Genomic DNA, 18,077 nt, shown 5'->3' on the forward strand with positions numbered 1-18,077 from the left:
TATAACCTTGTCTTTGCATAACCCATCCCGCTCTTTATTCCATTCATTGGCAGACTCTGGCGCCAGCGATCTGCCAAATCAATCAACCGTACCGTTATGCCGCAGCCTGTTCAAGGTGTCCGGCAACGGCGGCAACCGTCATCATCATGTGCAACAGGAACCATAGCAGAACATTCCAGAGATACATTTCTCTGACGATGGGCCCGGTACTCACGACGCTCAGAAAGCTGACCAGATCTATCAGCGTAAGCGCAGCGAATGTCAGCAGCGCAACTGTCGAAGCCCAGGGCCGGTAATTAACCAGCGCAATCCCCACAAAGATCGAGAAGGCCGCAACCAGCGTACCGACAAAAGCCACGGTCATCATGAAACCCGGATACCAGTCCGGACTGGACATGCTAATATTATGGATGACGACACCCATTTGATGACACTGCGCTACCGTGATGCCCTCCTCCGCAAGCTCGCCAGGGTCGCAATCAATCGGTGGCGCGGATTCCAGTGTATGCGCCGGCTCTCCTATCAGCGCCAGCTTCATCCACTCGTTGGCATTCGATGCCGTCAGGAAAATACCAAGCACGATCGCGACAACGCCCAGGGCACTGGCCCAAGCCGGGCCCGGTGATGACGAACGGGTTGGATTATCAGGCGATAATGTTGCCATGCAGCACCTGCTTTGTATTAGACCCAGATAACGATATGAACTGTCCGTGGCGACAACCATAGTCGCATCCCGGCATTTTATGCTGAAATCAAACGATCGCCCGGATGCCGCGTTGCTGTCAGGCGTTAACGATATGATGACGGATAGCCAGGCTGAACCAAGTCGTTGAGCGTCGGGGAACGGGCGGCTCACCTTGTGCGTTAAACCATCCACGCGTTACGCTCGGTCCAAGCTCATGCGGCCCGGGCCGTTAAACACAACGTAGAGCATACCGCCCATAATTGCCAGGTTTTTCTGGAACTGGATAAGCTGCATCTTCACTTGCTCGGGGTCTACCGCCCAGAAAGCGTGAAAGATCAGGGTGGCCGGAATCAGGAACAGGAAAATCGCGAGCGCCGCCCAGCGAGCTTTGTAGCCGAGGGCGAGCAGCAGGCCGCCGCCTAACTCGATGAGGATGGCGATAATCAACAACACCTCCACCATCGGTATGCCCTTGGCGGCCATGGAGGCCGCGGTGTCCGCGAATCCGGTGATCTTGCTAAAGCCGGAGCCAATGAAGATGAGGGCCAGTAGGACGCGGCCCACGAGGAGGCCAAGTGGCTGTACGGTGTTCATGCTCTATGCTCCTTACAAGCGGTTGAGATCGAGCATGTCGATCGTGTTTCCCGAGGTACTGGCTAGCCGCCGTTGTACATCACGCGCGACGTCTGCCCCATTTTAATGTCTGCCGAATTGTAACCTCCCTTTGAGAGCAACCGCACCGATATCCGCCCGGCCCCGTGTATTTTTTTGACTGAGCGGCGGTACAATAACCCTGGCTACGGCAGGGGACATGGGGAAAGTAATCGCGATCACCAACCAGAAGGGAGGCGTGGGTAAGACCACGACCAGCGTCAATCTCGCCGCCTCGCTGGCCGCGACCAAGCGGCGCGTCCTGCTCGTGGACCTGGATCCACAAGGCAACGCCACCATGGGAAGCGGTGTCGATAAGCGCTCGCTGTCCACTTCCGCCTATGATGTCCTCACGGGCGAGGTTTCAATCGCGGGCTCCGCTATCCCGGCGGCCGCGGGCGGCTACGATCTGGTGCCGGCCAACAGCGACCTCACCGGGGCCGAGGTGCAATTACTCTCGTTTGATAGCCGCGAGTCCTGCCTGCGCGCGGCACTGGCGCCGGTGGCGGAGAACTATGACTATATTTTTATCGATTGTCCGCCGGCGCTCAACATGCTCACCGTGAATGCATTGGTGGCGGCGGACTCGGTCATCATTCCCATGCAATGCGAGTACTACGCGCTGGAAGGTTTGACCGCGCTTCTCGCCACCATTGCTACGATCAAGAACCGTTTGAATCCCGCGCTCGATGTCGAAGGGCTGCTGCGCACCATGTTCGATCCCAGGAATACCCTCGCGAACGATGTCTCGGCGCAGTTGCTAAACCATTTCGGCGCCCAGGTCTATCGCACGACCATCCCGCGCAACGTGCGCTTGGCCGAAGCCCCGAGCCACGGATTGCCGGCCCTGCAGTACGACAAGACATCGAGCGGGGCGATCGCTTATCTCGCCTTGGCGGGGGAGATCCTGCGCCGGCATGCGCTCCCCATGGCCCCGGGCGTGCCGGCGCAAACCGTAGCGGACGGAGCCATGCGCAATGAGCATTAAGAAACGGGGACTGGGGAGAGGTCTGGAGGCCTTGCTGGGGGTGGACGCTGCGCCCGGCCTTGCACCCGCTGGAGAAGTCCGTGCCCTCCCGATCGAGATGATCCAAAAGGGCCGCCATCAACCCCGGCTCGACCTCCGACCGGAAGCGCTCGAAGACCTGGCCCATTCGATTCGCGCTCAGGGGGTGGTACAGCCCATCGTCGTCCGTCCGCTCGGCGGCGGTCAGCGTTACGAGCTCATCGCCGGGGAACGGCGCTGGCGCGCCTCGCAGCTCGCGGGTCTGCACGAGATCCCGGCGATCGTGCGCGATGTCACCGACGCGGTCGCGCTCAGCATCGCGCTCATCGAAAATATACAGCGTGAGGATCTCAATCCCTTGGAAGAAGCGACGGCGTTTTCGCGCCTGGTGAACGAATTCAGCATGACCCACCAAGAGGTGGCGGATGCCGTCGGCCGATCGCGCGCCGCCGTGAGCAACCTGTTGCGGCTTTTGGAGTTGCAGGAGGAGGTCAAGCGCAAGCTCGAGGCGGGGGATCTCGAGATGGGCCATGCCCGCGCTTTGTTAGCCCTGGAGGGGCGGACGCAAATCGAAGCGGCGCAACGCGTCGTTGCCCAGCGCCTGTCCGTACGCGAATCGGAGCGCTTGGTGCGCCGGCTCCAGGAGGCTAAGCCAGCGGACGCGCGGCCGCCGAAGGAACCCAATATCGCGGCCTTGGAGCAACAGATCTCGGAACGCTTGGGCGCCAAGACCAGCGTACGCCATGATGGGCACGGCCGCGGAAGCGTGGTGATCTATTACAACTCGCTCGATGAGCTGGACGGGATCCTGAACCATATCAAATAAGGTCACCGCGCGGAAAAAAGTCAAACCCGGCGCGAGCAGCGGATCGGTACCGGAGCCGAAGCGCGGGTGTTGTCCTAATTAGCCCAGGTTGCCGGGTAATGCTTACGTAAAGTATTCTTTCGTTTTAGTGGCAAACTAAATTGTGGGGGTATTTGTGGCCGACAATCAAGATAGGGCAAATATACTTCAAGCAAGGATAAATGCTGCGGTCCAATCGGACATTCCTAAGATCAACTTCAACGGGATAGTAACCACCCTAGGGACGGCGGACATAACTGTTGTGCTTGAGCGGAACGGTCAACCCGTTGCGTTATTGAATGCTTCTTACACCGCCGCCAAGACCTTATCGGTGATGCTTGGCAATGCTATTGCCCAACTTGAAGAACTATCCGGCCAATCAATAATGACAACCGCGGAAGTTGAGCGATTTCTTGCGGCTGTAAAACCCAAAGAAGAATCGACGTCAACCGGCGCGAAACGCCAAAAGAAATCCAAACCCGAGACGGAAAAGGTGAAGCATTAAGGTTCTATCCATGACAATCAATTTCACATCAGCCTCGGATTTCGTCTCGGCGACGGCGGCGAAAATCAAATCGTTTAGGTCGTTGCCAATAGGCTGGCATTATGGCCAAGGCGGCCCATTAAGCGTGGATGTCGTCAACAAGGCGCTTGAGATCGATGGTTATTATCGCCAGCTTGGCTTTACAACCACGGATGCGTTTCCTGGCGCTAACGGTGAGCTGATGATTACCGCATATCGTGGGCTCCACTGCATCGAGACCACCATTTCTACCGACTTGCGTTATTCGGTGACGCATGAACGTGACAATGCAGAGATATCTGCCACTCAGGACGTAAGTGAAATTATTGCCAAAAGGATAATTAACCAAATCGGGGCGGAAATATGGCGCTCGTTCGGCTTATCCACGGAAAGCACTACGACAAGAGGCGGAAAAGGTTCACAAGCCTCGCGTTCAAAAACTCAAAGGGTGGTGGTATTTCTGTCATTCTCCGAGAGTGTGTGGATGCCACAAAGAAATCCATTTGCCAACACATCCGCACCTATTACCAGGCGCGGATCGCTGGCGAGCCCCCGATTTACTGGGACTTCCCTCAATCAATACTTCCTGACGAACACCACGTAGAACCGCATGCTACCAATGACCCTTGCCACGCAAATATTCTGCGGGTATCCGACTCGCAGGCCAAAGAACTTTTGCCGCGAGACCTTGCCGTCTATCAAATATGCGTGCATGGCGGAAGCCGAAGTCTCACCGAGGCTGACGTCTCGCAATATTGCCCGCAGTAATGACGGCTCTCCCTTTTGCCAGCTTTGCTAGCTGGCGACGCCTCCGTTATTATCCCTCGCGTGTTCATTAGTCTGTCCCTAGCGGCCCTCGATCGGCGTCTGCTATAGTGGATATTCTTACGGTGAACGAGCAGCTTTAAAGTCGGCCACGATAGCCGCTCTAACAGCAGCTTGCCGGGAATCGCGCGATCCCCGTTGACGCTGTCCTTGTTTTTGCATTAGCATGCCGCGCTTGTCCTGAATTGGGGGTCGCATGGACCGGGGTTTGCGAAAACTCATCGCCCTGCAGCTTGGACTGACGTTGCTCGCGGCGGGTTTATGTGCAATCCGGGAGATCGACTGGGCCGTCTCCGCATTGGCCGGGGGCGGTATCGGGACGGCGGCGACCGGCGCAGCGGCGGTGTGTATCACCCGAATCAAGGGGGGCTCGCCGGGGACGCTCCTAGGGGCGCAGATCCTCGCCGAGGTGATTAAAATTGGGGTCACGATGGGTCTTTTCGTCGCGGCGTTCGTTTTTTATAAGGAAGTCGCCGTCGGACCGCTTTTTGTCGCCTACGCGGCGACGCTCATCGCATACGGGTTGGCCATGGCAATGACTTAAAATGAGAATTAATGGCATCGCAAGCACCGCAGTCAACGTCCGAATACATCCTGCACCATCTCACCAATAACGCGCAGGGTTCGGGGTTTTGGACCTTTCATGTAGACACGCTCGCGGTCTCGGCATTTATTGGATTCGTCGTTTTCGGTTTGTTGTACTGGGTGGGCCGCAAGGCGAGTTCGGGGGTGCCCGGCCGCTTGCAGAATTTCGTCGAGATGGTCGTGGAGCTTGTGGACGGATCGGTCAAGGGGATCTTTCACGGCAAGAACGAGCTGGTGGCGCCCTTGGCGCTCACGATCTTCGTCTGGGTGTTCATGATGAACGCCATGGATCTCCTACCCATCGATCTCCTGCCGAAGCTCGTGGGTTACGCCGGCGTTCACGAATTCAAGTCGGTTCCGACAACCGATCCCAATCTGACTTTCGCCATGTCCTTGTCGGTCTTCGGTCTCATGATCTACTACAACTACAAGATCAAAGGGGCCAGCGGATTCGCGCACGAAGCCATGTCCTCGCCTTTCGGACCGAAGCTGGCGCCGATCAATGTGCTGTTTAGAATCATCGAGGACATCGCAAAACCGCTGTCGCTGGCGTTGCGGCTCTTCGGGAACATGTACGCCGGTGAGATGGTGTTTATCCTGATCGCGCTCTTGCCGTACTGGGTACAATGGCTGCTCGGTGCGCCGTGGGCGATATTTCACATCCTTATCATCACACTGCAGGCGTATATTTTCATGATGCTGACGATCGTGTACCTCAGCATGGCGCATGAAAGTCATTAAATCTTAAATAAAGGAGAATGCTATGGAGCTGGTGAATGTATTGAGCAACGTCCAGGGGCTCGCGGTGCTCGCGGTGGCCTTGATGCTGGGCTTAGGTGCGTTGGGAGCGGCCATCGGCGTCGGTCTGCTGGGAGGTAAATTCCTCGAAGGGGTGGCGCGCCAGCCCGAGCTCGCCAACCTGCTCATCGGCCGGTTCTTCCTGGTCGCCGGCCTGGTCGATGCCGTACCCATGATCAGCGCGGCCATGGGCCTCTATGTGCTGTTTGCCGATCCCTTCGGATTCAGCGACGCGTTGGCGAAAGTCGCCGGCGATTAAAGCACGTGCCTAGGCGCTAAATCTAAAGTTAAGGAGCTCGACCGTGGATATCAACGCCACCTTGCTTGGCCAGGCGATTACCTTTGCCATTCTGGTGTGGTTCACCATGCGTTTCGTGTGGCCGCCCTTGATGGAGGCGATGGAGGAGCGCGCGAAGCGCATCGCCGACGGTCTCGCCGCCGCAGACAAAGGCCGCCACGATCTGGAGTTAGCCGAAACCCGCGCCAACACCATCTTGCGCGAGGGCAAGCAGAAAGCCCAGGAAAACATTACCCACGCCCAGAAACGCGCCGATGAGATCATCGAAGAGGCGAAGGCGAACGCTCGCAATGAGGGCGAACGCATCGTCGCCGCCGCGCGAGATCAAATCACCCAAGAGACCCAACAAGCCAAAGAACAACTGCAACGGGAAGTGGCCAGGCTCGCGCTGGTGGGCGCGGAGCAGGTCTTGATGCGCGAGGTCGATGCCAACGCGCATCGGGACGTACTGGATAAACTCGCGGCCCGACTGTAAAGCGATGCAAGAAACAGCGACACTGGCACGCCCCTATGCGCAAGCGGTGTTTGAACGCGCCCGCGAGCGCGGTCAATGGGACGAATGGTCCGGCGCCTTAGTGTTTCTTCGGTTGTTGATGCAGGATCCAATGATGCACAAGATCGCTCTCGATCCGCGCATCGAGCGGTCTAAGCTGGAGCGGCTGATCTTCGATCTCGCCGAGGATAGGTTCACGCCCGAAGTCCGCAATCTCATTCGTGTGCTTCTCGACGGCGGGCGGTTGCAGGCCCTGCCCGAGATCGCCCGGCTTTTCGAGGAGCTGCGCGCCGAGGCCCAGGGGAGCGTCGATGTGGAGGTCATATCCGCTTTCGCTCTGAGTGCCGAGCAAGAACAAGTAATCGCCGCGGCCATGAAACGGCGCGTAGGCAAGGATCTCAAGGTGACAACGCGCATCGATCGGGGCTTGATCGGCGGTGCGATCGTGCGCATCGGAGATCTCGTGATCGACGCCTCCTTGCGGAGACGCTTACAGCAATTGAGCACGCGGTTTAATTGATAAAAGAGGAACGATATTCCGGCCATGGATTACCCGGAATCCAGGCACAGGGATGCCTCCCTTGGTGCTGGATTCCGTACACTCCCTGTACGGAATGACGGGTTACCGAACCTAGCGGGGTCACCGGAAAACGTTGCAATACTTAGGGATGGCTTAGCACTCCAGTGAGAATTTAAAGATGCCAATCAGCGCAATCGAGATCAGCGATCTCATAAAGAAGAAGATCCAGGAATATGATCTCCCGACCGAGGCCCGGACCGAAGGCACGGTGGTGAGCCTCACCGACGGCATCGCCCGCATTCACGGACTGAGCGACGTGATGCAGGGCGAGATGATCGAGTTTCCCGGAAGCGTGTACGGCCTGGCGCTTAATCTCGAGCGGGATTCCGTGGGCGCCGTCATTATGGGCGGCTACCAGCACCTCACGGAGGGTGATGTCGTACGCTGCACCAAGCGCATCTTGGAAGTCCCGGTCGGACCGGCTTTGCTCGGCCGCGTCGTCGATTCCCTCGGGATCCCCATCGACGGCAAAGGACCGATCGCGGCGGAGGAATCCTCGCCGATCGAGAAGATTGCGCCCGGCGTCATCACCCGGCAATCGGTCAGCCAGCCGGTGCAGACGGGACTGAAAGCTATCGACGCAATGGTGCCCATCGGCCGCGGCCAGCGCGAGCTCATCATCGGCGATCGGCAGACCGGCAAGACCGCGCTCGCCATCGATACCATCATCAATCAGCGCGGCACCGGGGTGAAGTGCGTTTACGTGGCGATCGGCCAGAAGGCCTCGTCCATCAATACCGTCGTGCATAAACTCCAAGAGCACGCGGCGCTGGAACATACCATCGTGGTCGCGGCGAGCGCCTCGGAGTCGGCGGCGATGCAATACATCGCCCCCTACTCGGGTTGCGCCATGGGAGAGTACTTCCGCGATCGCGGCGAGGACGCCTTGATCATTTACGACGATCTCACCAAGCAAGCGTGGGCGTACCGGCAAGTCTCCCTGCTGTTGCGGCGGCCGCCCGGCCGTGAAGCCTATCCCGGCGATATCTTCTACCTCCATTCGCGCCTGCTGGAACGGGCCTCGCGCCTGAACGCCGCGGAGGTCGAGAAGCGTACCGGCGGCCGGGTGAAGGGCAGGACCGGTTCGCTCACGGCCTTGCCGATCATCGAGACCCAAGCCGGCGACGTGTCCGCCTTCGTGCCGACCAACGTGATCTCGATCACCGATGGGCAAATCTATTTAGAGACCGACCTTTTTAATGCGGGCATACGGCCGGCCATCAACGCGGGGCTCTCGGTGTCGCGCGTGGGCGGCGCGGCCCAAACTAAAATCGTTAAGAAACTCGGTGGCGGTATTCGCTTGGCACTGGCCCAGTTTCGCGAGCTCGCGGCCTTCGCTCAATTCGCCTCCGATCTCGACGAGGCGACCCGCAAACAGCTCGAACGCGGGCAGCGCATAACGGAATTGATGAAGCAGAAGCAGTATTCACCCCTCACGGTCGCGGAGATGGCGGCGAGCCTCTATGCCGCCGACCGGGGCTATCTCGATGACATCCCGCTCGATCAGGTGGGACCCTTCGAGGCGGCGCTGCATAGTTTCGTGAATAGCGAGCGCGCGGATTTAATGCAACGCATTAACGAGGCCGGCGATTTCAACGATGACATCGATGCGGGGTTGAAAGCCGCCTTGGATGATTTCAAGTCAAATCATGCGTGGTGAGAGTTTGTGAAAAAACCTACTACGCTCGGGATCTCGCGTTCCGGCGGTGCTCGGAATCCTCATGTATTTCAATATACACTCCGGTTCCTGCGCTCCGGCGGAACGCGACCTCCCTTCGCTCGCGACGTTTTTTTCACAAACTCTGAGGCCGGGGCAGGCGCATAAGGTGGAGATCGATGGCGGCAGGAAAAGAGATCCGCACTAAGATCAAGAGCGTTCAAAGCACGCAAAAGATCACCCGCGCCATGGAAATGGTCGCGGCCAGTAAGATGCGTAAAGCGCAAGAGCGGATGCGTACCGCGCGCCCCTACGCGGATAAGATCCGCAAGGTGGTCGCGCACCTGGCGCACGCGCATAGCGAATACCACCATCCCTACATGATCGCGCGCGAACCGCGGCGCGTGGGCATGATCGTGGTGTCCACCGATCGAGGTCTCTGCGGCGGGCTCAACGCGAACATGTTTCGCGCTACGTTATTGCAGACCAAGGAGTGGAACGCCAAAGGGATCGGTCTCGAGGTGTGTACGATCGGCGCCAAGGCGGCCGGTTTTTTCGCCCGGGTGGGCGGCGCGATAGCCGCGCAGGCGAGCCATCTGGGTGATGCCCCGCGCCTCGAAAGTCTGATCGGCACCGTGAAAGTCATGCTCGATGGGTATAACGAGGAGCGTATCGATCGACTGTACTTAGTCTATAACCGCTTCGTGAACTCGATGACGCAGCAACCGCGGATCGAAGCGCTGTTGCCGCTTCAGGCCGATCCCGGGGGTGGGCTTGAACACCACTGGGATTATCTGTATGAACCTGAAGCCAAGGAAGTATTGGACCATTTGCTGCAACGTTACTTGGAGTCCTTGGTGTATCAAGGCGTGGTCGAGAACATCGCCTGCGAGCAGGCCGCCCGGATGGTGGCGATGAAGAGCGCTTCGGATAACGCCGGGAAGCTCATCGACGAATTGCGGCTGGTGTATAACAAGGCCCGGCAGGCGTCCATTACTCAAGAGCTGGCGGAAATCGTGGGCGGCGCCGCGGCGGTTTGACCTTTAGAGTTTGTGAAAGAACCGTCGCGAGCGAAGGGAGGTCGCGTTCCGCCGGAGCGCAGGAACCGGAGTGTATGTTGAAATACATGAGGATTCCGAGCACCGCCGGAACGCGAGATCCCGAGCGCAGTAGGTTTTTTCACAAACTCTTTAGAGAAGGGGATTAGCAATGGCGAGTAGCGGAAAGGTAGTGCAAATCATCGGCTCGGTGGTGGATGCGGAGTTCCCGAGCGGCGCTGTGCCCAAAATCTACGACGCGTTATTGGTGGAGGAGAGCGGCACCACGCTCGAGGTACAGCAGCAGCTTGGAGGCGGTGTGGTACGCACCATTGCGCTCGGATCGACCGATGGCTTGCGGCGCGGTTTGAAGGTCGCCAACACGGAGGCCCCGATCTCCGTTCCGGTCGGGCAAAAGACACTCGGACGCATCATCAACGTGCTAGGCGAGGCCATCGACGAGAAGGGGCCGATCGGCGCCGAGGTGACCTGGCCCATCCATCGTGATGCCCCGAAATTCATCGAGCTCTCGCCGACCACGGATCTCTTGGAGACCGGGATCAAGGTCATCGATTTGATTTGCCCCTTCGCGAAGGGCGGCAAGGTCGGGCTCTTCGGCGGCGCGGGCGTGGGCAAGACCGTCAACATGCTGGAGCTCATCCGCAACATCGCCATCGAACACAGCGGCTATTCCGTCTTCGCGGGAGTCGGTGAGCGTACCCGCGAGGGCAATGACTTCTATCACGAGATGACCGAATCCAAGGTGCTCGACAAGGTGTCGCTGGTGTACGGCCAGATGAACGAGCCGCCGGGAAACCGGCTGCGGGTGGGTCTCACGGGTCTCACCTTGGCGGAATATTTCCGCGACGAGGGCCGGGATGTGTTGCTTTTCATCGACAACATCTACCGCTTCACGCTGGCGGGGGTGGAGTGCTCGGCGCTCTTGGGCCGCATGCCCTCGGCGGTGGGCTATCAACCGACCCTGGCCGAAGAGATGGGTAAGCTGCAAGAACGCATCACCTCGACCCGCACCGGATCGATTACTTCCGTTCAGGCGGTCTACGTTCCGGCGGACGATCTCACCGATCCCTCGCCCGCTACAACCTTTGCGCATTTGGACGCGACCGTGGTGTTGTCGCGCCAGATCGCGGAGCTTGGGATCTATCCAGCCGTGGACCCGCTCGATTCCACCAGCCGTCAGCTCGATCCACTGGTGGTCGGTCAGGAACACTACGACGCCGCACGTGCAGTTCAGAAGACCTTGCAACGCTATAAGGAGCTTCGGGACATCATCGCCATCCTCGGCATGGACGAGCTGTCCGAGGTAGACAGGCTCACGGTGTCGCGGGCGCGCAAGATCCAGCGCTTTCTGTCGCAACCGTTTTTCGTGGCCGAGGTCTTCACCGGAAGCTCCGGAAAGTATGTGTCGTTGAAAGATACCATCAAGGGCTTCCGGGGCATCGTCGAGGGCGAATACGACCATCTGCCGGAGCAGGCGTTTTACATGGTGGGCGGGATCGAAGAAGCGGCAGAGAAAGCGAAACGTGTCTAGACGACTGCGCCGGCCATGACCATCCATGTCGATATCGTGAGCGCCGAGGCCGAGATTTACTCCGGGCAGGCGGAGATGGTGTTCGCGCCGGCGCTGATGGGGGAGGTGGGGATCGCGCCCGGGCATACGCCTATGTTGACACGGCTCAAGCCTGGCGAGGTGAGGCTCAAGCTTGCCGATGGCAGTGAAGAAGCCTTTTACGTCTCGGGTGGGATGCTCGAGGTGCAGCCGCGCATGGTGACGGTGCTTTCCGATACCGCCGTGCGCGCCCACGATATCGACGAAGCAGCGGCGCTGGAAGCGAAGCAGCGCGCCGAGCAAATGCTCTCTGATCGGAGCGCCGAGATCGACTACGCCAAGGCCTTGGCCGAGTACGCCGAGGCGGCGGCCCAACTTCAGGCGATCCAACGCTTGCGGCAACGCTCCGGGCGGAGCTAGCTCACCCTCCTGCGTACATGCGCGGTAGCCCCGACGGATCGAGAGTCAGAAATCGAGGCAAAAGGCAGATTCTGGCTAGTTCAATAAATTCTGTTTGTCTAATCAACTGTTGAATTAGCGGTCATGAGATAGCAGAGCCCATGAGCAAGTTGATGCGCTGGCCAATACTTTCACTCGGTCTTACGCTTTTTCTAGGCTGCGCCCCAGATCCATATGAAAATGATGCCCCTCGCGCGTTCTTCGGCAAGCACAAAATTGGCACATCGCCAGACTATGGCATCGTTAAATTCGGCAACATTGAAGACCATGTTATTACGGTTCATGGTTTTGCCAATGATTTTGCGTCATGTCAACAAATCGTGAGGGCGCTAAACAAAGATGCCTGTCAAGAAATCACCGATGGCTCTGCTTGCCTGGACCCTTACTCGTGCCAGCCCCTCAACCACTGACCGCTAACCCGGCGCTGGAGAGGGACACAAAAAAAGCGCGGTGCCCCTCAGCTTGGTTCGGTTATGTTGCAAAGTCACATTGTATTTTGGCCGTTGTTATACAACTGACATGAAACGCAGCTTATTCATGACAGTGACGGTTGCTATGTATTCTATGGTGGCGGGAAACTCCGTACGCGCGGACACAGCCATGCAAGTTCATTTTGCCGAATTGATTACACAGCACCCTGTTCATTTCACGCTGGGTTTGCAGAAGCAACTGTCTTCCCGCTCACCTCAGCAAGCACCGCACTTGCGATGGTTTGAGGTTCAGCAATGGGAATTCACATGTGGCATGTATCAGATTTGCCGTTTGCAGCGAAAAGTGGTTGATTGTATGCACAACAGCTTGAACACTGTGGAATACCAGAACAGCGTTGAGGCTGGAGATATGGTCATTGAAAACTATGTCCCACGCAAGGGAGTCCTTCGATTCCGCTTCCGCGAGAAGCCGCTAGGTGAAGAATGGGTTGCTGCGCATGTCGTGCTTGAAGGAAGCCGTTACGTTAAGGATGTGAAGGCGGAAGTAACTGAGTGGGGTCGAGTCGACCCAAAGAAGCAACTAGGCGTTTACGAATTCATCTCAGACCGTGGTACGTTTGAACGATCAATACCTTGCAAGGTTTCCTGGCCAGGTATGGTTGATGGCCGGTAATCGATGCAGACAATCGCAACATAACATTTGGCTCAACCGGACTCTGGTAAACTCCGTGGCGCCTCTCGGCGTATTCTAGGACGGCGCCGGTGTAGCTTGGGCGTTTAGACCCTTCCCGTGCCGAGTCTCTACAAGTACCTTCCTGCGAAGAACGTTGATGCCTTTATGCACAGAGGGGAGGTACTCTTTCGCGCGCTATCCTACTTCCGAGACTACGAGGACGCACAGGTTAGAGGCGATGAGTTCGAAGGAACGAAGCTCTATCGCCCAAAGGGAGGCTTGGAGATCACGCTAACCGAAACACAGGAGAAGCGGATATTACCCCATTCCTTTGAATCGGCCGCAAACGAAGACGACATATTTGTCTTCTGCCTCAGTACTGCGCTTAGTCGAGAGCTGGCGACCCAGTTTAACGCCAACGCCTGCATCGAGATCATCAACCCTCAAAGGTTCATTTCAGGGGTTCGCTCAGCGCTGCTAAGGCGGCCGTCGGTCAAGGACAAGACCCTCGTACACGGCGACGTAAGGTACTACGCACCCGATGAGCCACCAATCGTCGATTGGGCCCTCCCAGAGAAGATCGCAATGTCAAAGCTCAACTTATACAGCTACAGCGCACAGAACGAGTATCGACTCGCGTTTGCCGTCAACGGAGCATTCAAGGTCGAGAACACGCGCCTTCGCTTGGTAACACCTGGAGAACGGCGGCACCCAAGGTCAGTGGGTCATCCTGAGCGCCTGCTCAAGCTTGGCAATCTTTCAAGGCTATGCAAAGTTCATCCGTTCGAATAACAAGGTCTAACGATCGGTTCCAGGCGTCGGCTCACCTTCGCTTCGCCGCACCTGAACCGGGTCGTTGCCCGTGTAGCATGGGTTGGCGGCGTGGTGGCGGCGCCCAAGCTGTTTGGCGCGGAGTTGAACGGGATGCTGGATGAGTTGAGTGAGGCGTTGGTGGCGTGACACCACGGCGGTTGATGCATATACTTACAACCATATCGTATGCATCGGAGCCCGCCATGAGAACCACCATCAACATCGATGACGAGCTTCTCCTCGAAGCCCAGAAAATAACGCACATCAAGGAAAAAACGGCAGTCGTGCATGCCGGCCTCAAGGCGCTCATCGAGCGCGAAGCCGCCCGCCGCTTGGCCGAACGCGGCGGCAGCGACCCGGCAGCCACTGCCGGCCCGCGACGCCGCAGCGCACCGCCGCCTGAATGATCCTGGCCGACAGCTCGGTCTGGATCGACCATCTGCGCAAGGGCGATCCGCAACTGGCGGACTTGCTCCTGCGCGAGCAGATCGTCATGCACACCATGGTCTTAGGCGAACTGGCCTGCGGCAGCCTGAAGGACCGCGAAAGCGTATTGCTGCTCTGGCGCCGGCTGCCCCGGCTGGAGGCTGCGAGCGACGAGATCGCCGTGCAGTTTCTGGAACGCCATAGGCTGATGAGCCGCGGCATCGGCTTCGTGGACGTGCACCTGCTGGCGGCCGTTGCGGAGCGGCAGGGCGCGCATCTTTGGACTAAAGACAGGCGGCTTGCGGACATAGCACAGGAATTGGGATTGGGCTTCCCGCCTCCCTGATCGTGCTGTTCACCGTGCCGTAATGCACAGCGAAATGTCGTGCGATGCCAACGAACGAATACTGCCCGGACCGGGACGCGTGGCTACCATGGCGGCACGCCGGTCCCAGTAAGCGTTGGCATACGCCGGGAGCGGTTTGACGGGAGGGCGTCAACGCAAAATCTGGCTCGTTCTGCTGCGCAACAGCAGCCTGAGCCAGCCGCCGGGTAGCCGTCGAAAGGAGCGGGGTACCCGGCATCGCCAAGTGAGCGGTGATCCGCAGGCAACCCTTCCGGCACAGCGGATAGGGAGCGCGCCGAGCAAATGCTCTCCGATCGGAGCGCCGAGATCGACTACGCCAAGGCCCTGGCCGAGTACGCCGAGGCCGCCGCACAGCTTCAGGCGATCCAACGTTTGCGGCAACGCGCCGGGCGGAGCTAGCCCACCCGTCCGGCGCGGCGGAAAGCCCTTTTTCCTCAGGCGAAGATACGCCCACCGAAACCTGGTCGGTGTCGGCCAGGTAGGTCATGTCCTGCTCTTTAAATGAGATAGCCTTGGCGTGTCAACAACCGCATAAGACCCGTGATGATCCGGGTAGGATGTTGACGCACCTAGCCTCGGCGGGGCCAATCTGCATTTGTGCGGTGTGGAAATCGGAATTTCCGAAATCTCTCAAAACGGCAGATTTGCCCTGGTGCTGGTTGTAGTCTATTGTTATGCAAAGCAAGAATGACAGTGAAGAAAATACGAGTTTGCCGCGATGCTGAATGCCTTTAGAGGGACAAAGAAAAAGCTTCACTCGTAAGAATCACAAAAGCTCCGCAGCAGGCAAATCGAAAGGGGAGACGGCAATGTGGAACGGTTTAGTCCGATTGTGCGCCGGCTTTGTTGGCGCGTCTCTGATGTTTGCACTGTTTGCATCTGGCGTACACAGTGCGGAGGTTACGCCAGAACAGCCCGCTGTGCCGGCAGCACCCGCCGCGGCGCCTCCAGCAGGTAAGCCGCCGGCAAAATCTCCGGCGCCGCCTCCACCAAACTCTCCGCCCCCGGAGACGAAAGCCGCGCCGCCGGCGGTGACAATCCGGTGCGTCTTCGTAAGAGACCATGAATTTCTCGATGGGCTGGGTCTGGACGCGGACCGGGGTACACAGCAAGCGAACGCGCCGAAGAAGTCCGACGCGTCAGCTGCGAATCCAGGCTTTGGCGCTGACAGGACGCAGGAGCCGACGGCGTGTCCCCAGGACGCGTCTGATGAGACTGTCATGACCTATGGCACGCTGACCGGAGCCGGCGACGTCGAGGTCGTTGTCACGCAAGCCAGCTACAAGCTGGCGCTGGGCTACGAAGTAAACACCGGCATGCCCATGGTGCTGTACCTCAACGGCGTGGCGTTGGGTTCGGACGCAGAGTTAATCGCGATAGAGAACCGGAACCGGGATGTCCATCTGCGTTATCGGGTGAAGCCCGAAAAGAACAGCCAGAAGCTGTGGGCCATGCTATATCGCAGCGGAGCATTGACGGAACTTCATCCGCTGCGTGTCGCGCTGGGGTGGACCGGGGCGCCGACGAGCGCACCGCAGGCGACGGATCGCCGCGCAAAGATCGCGGTTACGAACACCCTGAAGGAGATTATTGTTGCGGTTGTGCTGATTCTTCTCGGCGCTCTTACCCTCGTCATCGCAAAAAAAACGGACGCGCTTCGGGACGCGCCGCTGCCCAAGGAGCAGAAGGATCAGCGGAAACCGGTGCGGGCGGCGTTCAGCCTTGCTCGAGTCCAGCTCGCTGTCTGGTTTGTTTTCGCGGTGGCTGCCGGGGTGTTCATGTGGATCGTATACGGACAGTTGCCGCCGATCGATGCGTCGCTGCTGGCTTTGCTGGGCCTCAGCGTCGGCACTGCCGGAGTTTCACTGGCTGTCGATAAGAACTCGGGCGGGCGTACCTATTCCCCGTCTCAAGGCTTTCTGACGGACCTTGTGACGGGTTTCGACGATAAGCAGCAGGTGCATCGGTACCAGGCCGTGGTGGTAAACCTGCTCCTGCTCTTCGTCGGGATATCGCACGTCCTCCAGCAATTGACCTACCCGATCTTCGACGCGACATGGCTCGCTTTGCTCGGAGTTAGCGGGGTCGCCTTGGGCGTGGGCAAGCAACTCCTTGAAGACCCGAAAACACAGCCCGGTCAGGCCCCGGCTCCGGCGCCCGCTCAAGGCGGCGCCACCCCTGCCAGCGACGAGGCTGGCGCAGTAGGCTGAGGAGAGCCGACATGTTCTTAATTAATAAGCACATTCTCTCCGGCCAGGATCCTCAAGGAAACGCTGTCGTGCAATCATCGTCCTCCAACCATCACGGTGAGATACGCCCGAAGTTTCTCGTCTTTCATTACACGGCTTGCGATGTCCAAGCGGCGACGAATGTCTTCCTGCGGAAAACGGGCGCCAACCGGGTGTCTGCGCATCTGCTGGTGGACACCAACGGATCGGTGACTCAGTTCGTGCCGTTGAATCTACGGGCATGGCACGCCGGGGAGAGCGAGTGGGGGGGCTACAAGGATATCAATTCGCACTCGATCGGCATCGAGGTCGTGAACTACGGGTATTTGCTCAAGAGCGCTGCCGGTACTTTCCACACGGCCGAGGCGAAGCTGACGATCAACGCGGCTCAGGTCATCGACGCTCGCCACCGGCTGGTGCATTGGCCATGGCATTACTGGCACGCGTTCACCGCTGAGCAGATCGCAACCTGCGAGGCGCTCGCAGAACTTCTTACCCCGGCGTGCGCTCTCCAGGACGTGTTGGGGCATGACGACATCGCGCCAACGCGCAAGGCGGATCCCGGGCCCGCATTTCCTCTGCCGCGCATCCGCGGACTGGCTCTCGGGCGTGACAGCCAACAAATCGCGGACGGCGTGGTCTACGTGTCCGTCGACAAGCTAAACATCCGAAAAGGCGCTGGCACCTCCTTCGAAAAGGTTGGGCCTGCCCTGATCAGAAATACGCAACTGAAGGTGATCAGCCCGGACGTGAGCGATTGGCTACATGTTGTGACCGCGCAGGAGCCGGCTGTCGACGGTTGGGTGATGGCGGCCTATACCAGCAACCAACCGACGTGACCGGCACGTTAGGCACTGAAAAAGCGACGACCAGACCGGGTCAAAAATAACTTGGCACGCGGCTCAAGCCTGGCGAAGTGAGGCTCAAGCTTTCCGATGGCAGTGAAGAAGCCTTTTACGTCTCGGGCGGGATGCTCGAGGTGCAGCCGCGCATGGTGACCGTGCTTTCCGATACCGCCGTGCGCGCCCACGATATCGACGAAGCAGCGGCGCTGGAAGCGAAGCAGCGCGCCGAGCAAATGCTCTCTGATCGGAGCGCCGAGATCGACTACGCCAAGGCCCTGGCCAA

22 protein-coding genes and 1 pseudogene are annotated in these 18,077 nt (G+C 58.7%); 21 read left to right on the forward strand and 2 right to left on the reverse strand.

Annotation, left to right across the window (positions count from 1 at the left end):
* Positions 1–94: 94 nt before the first annotated feature.
* Both M3436_03075 and M3436_03080 read right to left on the reverse strand, forming a co-directional pair.
* Positions 95–664, reverse strand: coding sequence for a hypothetical protein (locus tag M3436_03075; GenBank protein ID MDQ3563148.1), 570 nt, complete (start codon positions 662–664; stop codon positions 95–97).
* 216 nt (positions 665–880) lie between these two features.
* Entirely contained in the window at positions 881–1,279 is a 399-nt protein-coding gene (locus M3436_03080; protein ID MDQ3563149.1) for a DoxX family protein, read from the reverse strand.
* A gap of 217 nt (positions 1,280–1,496) precedes the next feature.
* Here M3436_03080 and M3436_03085 point away from each other — a divergent pair, with 217 nt between their 5' ends.
* The 21 genes and pseudogenes from M3436_03085 (at position 1,497) to atpC (ending at position 18,077) form a co-directional block, all read left to right on the forward strand.
* Entirely contained in the window at positions 1,497–2,324 is an 828-nt protein-coding gene (locus M3436_03085) for an AAA family ATPase (protein ID MDQ3563150.1), read from the forward strand.
* Complete coding sequence (locus M3436_03090) at positions 2,314–3,168, forward strand: ParB/RepB/Spo0J family partition protein (protein ID MDQ3563151.1); 855 nt, start codon at positions 2,314–2,316, stop codon at positions 3,166–3,168. Before M3436_03085 ends, M3436_03090 begins: the two co-directional genes overlap by 11 nt.
* Before the next feature lie 154 nt (positions 3,169–3,322).
* Positions 3,323–3,691: a hypothetical protein gene (locus tag M3436_03095; GenBank protein MDQ3563152.1), complete on the forward strand. Its 369-nt coding sequence runs from the start codon at positions 3,323–3,325 to the stop codon at positions 3,689–3,691.
* A gap of 10 nt (positions 3,692–3,701) precedes the next feature.
* On the forward strand, positions 3,702–4,313 hold the full coding sequence (locus M3436_03100; protein ID MDQ3563153.1) for a hypothetical protein: 612 nt from the start codon (positions 3,702–3,704) through the stop codon (positions 4,311–4,313).
* A 429-nt stretch (positions 4,314–4,742) separates the two neighbouring features.
* Positions 4,743–5,078, forward strand: coding sequence for an ATP synthase subunit I (locus tag M3436_03105; GenBank protein ID MDQ3563154.1), 336 nt, complete (start codon positions 4,743–4,745; stop codon positions 5,076–5,078).
* Positions 5,079–5,089: 11 nt separating this feature from the next.
* Positions 5,090–5,860 (forward strand): F0F1 ATP synthase subunit A, encoded by a 771-nt coding sequence (gene atpB, locus M3436_03110; protein MDQ3563155.1) that lies wholly within the window; start codon positions 5,090–5,092, stop codon positions 5,858–5,860.
* Positions 5,861–5,882: 22 nt separating this feature from the next.
* Positions 5,883–6,176 carry a F0F1 ATP synthase subunit C gene (gene atpE, locus M3436_03115; protein MDQ3563156.1) on the forward strand — a complete coding sequence of 98 codons (294 nt, stop codon included), beginning with the start codon at positions 5,883–5,885 and terminating at the stop codon, positions 6,174–6,176.
* A gap of 43 nt (positions 6,177–6,219) precedes the next feature.
* Entirely contained in the window at positions 6,220–6,690 is a 471-nt protein-coding gene (locus tag M3436_03120; GenBank protein ID MDQ3563157.1) for a F0F1 ATP synthase subunit B, read from the forward strand.
* A 4-nt stretch (positions 6,691–6,694) separates the two neighbouring features.
* Complete coding sequence (locus M3436_03125; GenBank protein MDQ3563158.1) at positions 6,695–7,228, forward strand: F0F1 ATP synthase subunit delta; 534 nt, start codon at positions 6,695–6,697, stop codon at positions 7,226–7,228.
* Positions 7,229–7,406: 178 nt separating this feature from the next.
* Positions 7,407–8,948 carry a F0F1 ATP synthase subunit alpha gene (gene atpA, locus M3436_03130; protein MDQ3563159.1) on the forward strand — a complete coding sequence of 514 codons (1,542 nt, stop codon included), beginning with the start codon at positions 7,407–7,409 and terminating at the stop codon, positions 8,946–8,948.
* Positions 8,949–9,124: 176 nt separating this feature from the next.
* Positions 9,125–9,985 carry a F0F1 ATP synthase subunit gamma gene (gene atpG, locus M3436_03135; protein MDQ3563160.1) on the forward strand — a complete coding sequence of 287 codons (861 nt, stop codon included), beginning with the start codon at positions 9,125–9,127 and terminating at the stop codon, positions 9,983–9,985.
* Between the two features lie 169 nt (positions 9,986–10,154).
* Complete coding sequence (gene atpD, locus M3436_03140; protein ID MDQ3563161.1) at positions 10,155–11,534, forward strand: F0F1 ATP synthase subunit beta; 1,380 nt, start codon at positions 10,155–10,157, stop codon at positions 11,532–11,534.
* A 15-nt stretch (positions 11,535–11,549) separates the two neighbouring features.
* The gene (locus M3436_03145) at positions 11,550–11,972 is read left to right on the forward strand and encodes a F0F1 ATP synthase subunit epsilon (protein MDQ3563162.1); all 423 of its coding nucleotides are present in this window, start codon (positions 11,550–11,552) and stop codon (positions 11,970–11,972) included.
* Between the two features lie 140 nt (positions 11,973–12,112).
* On the forward strand, positions 12,113–12,421 hold the full coding sequence (locus M3436_03150; protein MDQ3563163.1) for a hypothetical protein: 309 nt from the start codon (positions 12,113–12,115) through the stop codon (positions 12,419–12,421).
* A 127-nt stretch (positions 12,422–12,548) separates the two neighbouring features.
* Positions 12,549–13,115, forward strand: coding sequence for a hypothetical protein (locus M3436_03155; protein MDQ3563164.1), 567 nt, complete (start codon positions 12,549–12,551; stop codon positions 13,113–13,115).
* A 117-nt stretch (positions 13,116–13,232) separates the two neighbouring features.
* A complete protein-coding gene (locus M3436_03160; protein ID MDQ3563165.1) occupies positions 13,233–13,907 on the forward strand; it encodes a hypothetical protein in 675 nt (224 codons plus the stop codon).
* 224 nt (positions 13,908–14,131) lie between these two features.
* Positions 14,132–14,335 (forward strand): type II toxin-antitoxin system VapB family antitoxin, encoded by a 204-nt coding sequence (locus tag M3436_03165; protein ID MDQ3563166.1) that lies wholly within the window; start codon positions 14,132–14,134, stop codon positions 14,333–14,335.
* Positions 14,332–14,700 (forward strand): type II toxin-antitoxin system VapC family toxin, encoded by a 369-nt coding sequence (locus tag M3436_03170; protein ID MDQ3563167.1) that lies wholly within the window; start codon positions 14,332–14,334, stop codon positions 14,698–14,700. The genes M3436_03165 and M3436_03170 overlap by 4 nt, the downstream gene beginning before the upstream one ends.
* A gap of 1,241 nt (positions 14,701–15,941) precedes the next feature.
* Positions 15,942–16,931, forward strand: coding sequence for a hypothetical protein (locus tag M3436_03175; protein MDQ3563168.1), 990 nt, complete (start codon positions 15,942–15,944; stop codon positions 16,929–16,931).
* 11 nt (positions 16,932–16,942) lie between these two features.
* Positions 16,943–17,788: an N-acetylmuramoyl-L-alanine amidase gene (locus M3436_03180; GenBank protein ID MDQ3563169.1), complete on the forward strand. Its 846-nt coding sequence runs from the start codon at positions 16,943–16,945 to the stop codon at positions 17,786–17,788.
* Between the two features lie 50 nt (positions 17,789–17,838).
* Positions 17,839–18,077, forward strand: a pseudogene (gene atpC, locus M3436_03185) (ATP synthase F1 subunit epsilon).

This window comes from Pseudomonadota bacterium (genome assembly GCA_030859565.1).
Classification (GTDB): Bacteria; Pseudomonadota; Gammaproteobacteria; order JACCXJ01; family JACCXJ01; genus USCg-Taylor.

Coding starts and splice junctions, on each gene's coding strand:
- M3436_03100 (MDQ3563153.1), top strand. CDS start 3,702: ATGACAATCAATTTCACATCAGCCTCGGATTTCGTCTCGGCGACGGCG.
- M3436_03075 (MDQ3563148.1), bottom strand. CDS start 664: ATGGCAACATTATCGCCTGATAATCCAACCCGTTCGTCATCACCGGGC.
- M3436_03085 (MDQ3563150.1), top strand. CDS start 1,497: ATGGGGAAAGTAATCGCGATCACCAACCAGAAGGGAGGCGTGGGTAAG.
- atpA (MDQ3563159.1), top strand. CDS start 7,407: ATGCCAATCAGCGCAATCGAGATCAGCGATCTCATAAAGAAGAAGATC.
- M3436_03125 (MDQ3563158.1), top strand. CDS start 6,695: ATGCAAGAAACAGCGACACTGGCACGCCCCTATGCGCAAGCGGTGTTT.
- M3436_03080 (MDQ3563149.1), bottom strand. CDS start 1,279: ATGAACACCGTACAGCCACTTGGCCTCCTCGTGGGCCGCGTCCTACTG.
- M3436_03150 (MDQ3563163.1), top strand. CDS start 12,113: ATGAGCAAGTTGATGCGCTGGCCAATACTTTCACTCGGTCTTACGCTT.
- M3436_03145 (MDQ3563162.1), top strand. CDS start 11,550: ATGACCATCCATGTCGATATCGTGAGCGCCGAGGCCGAGATTTACTCC.
- M3436_03175 (MDQ3563168.1), top strand. CDS start 15,942: ATGACCTATGGCACGCTGACCGGAGCCGGCGACGTCGAGGTCGTTGTC.
- atpB (MDQ3563155.1), top strand. CDS start 5,090: ATGGCATCGCAAGCACCGCAGTCAACGTCCGAATACATCCTGCACCAT.
- M3436_03155 (MDQ3563164.1), top strand. CDS start 12,549: ATGACAGTGACGGTTGCTATGTATTCTATGGTGGCGGGAAACTCCGTA.
- atpG (MDQ3563160.1), top strand. CDS start 9,125: ATGGCGGCAGGAAAAGAGATCCGCACTAAGATCAAGAGCGTTCAAAGC.
- atpD (MDQ3563161.1), top strand. CDS start 10,155: ATGGCGAGTAGCGGAAAGGTAGTGCAAATCATCGGCTCGGTGGTGGAT.
- M3436_03170 (MDQ3563167.1), top strand. CDS start 14,332: ATGATCCTGGCCGACAGCTCGGTCTGGATCGACCATCTGCGCAAGGGC.
- M3436_03090 (MDQ3563151.1), top strand. CDS start 2,314: ATGAGCATTAAGAAACGGGGACTGGGGAGAGGTCTGGAGGCCTTGCTG.
- atpE (MDQ3563156.1), top strand. CDS start 5,883: ATGGAGCTGGTGAATGTATTGAGCAACGTCCAGGGGCTCGCGGTGCTC.
- M3436_03165 (MDQ3563166.1), top strand. CDS start 14,132: ATGAGAACCACCATCAACATCGATGACGAGCTTCTCCTCGAAGCCCAG.
- M3436_03180 (MDQ3563169.1), top strand. CDS start 16,943: ATGTTCTTAATTAATAAGCACATTCTCTCCGGCCAGGATCCTCAAGGA.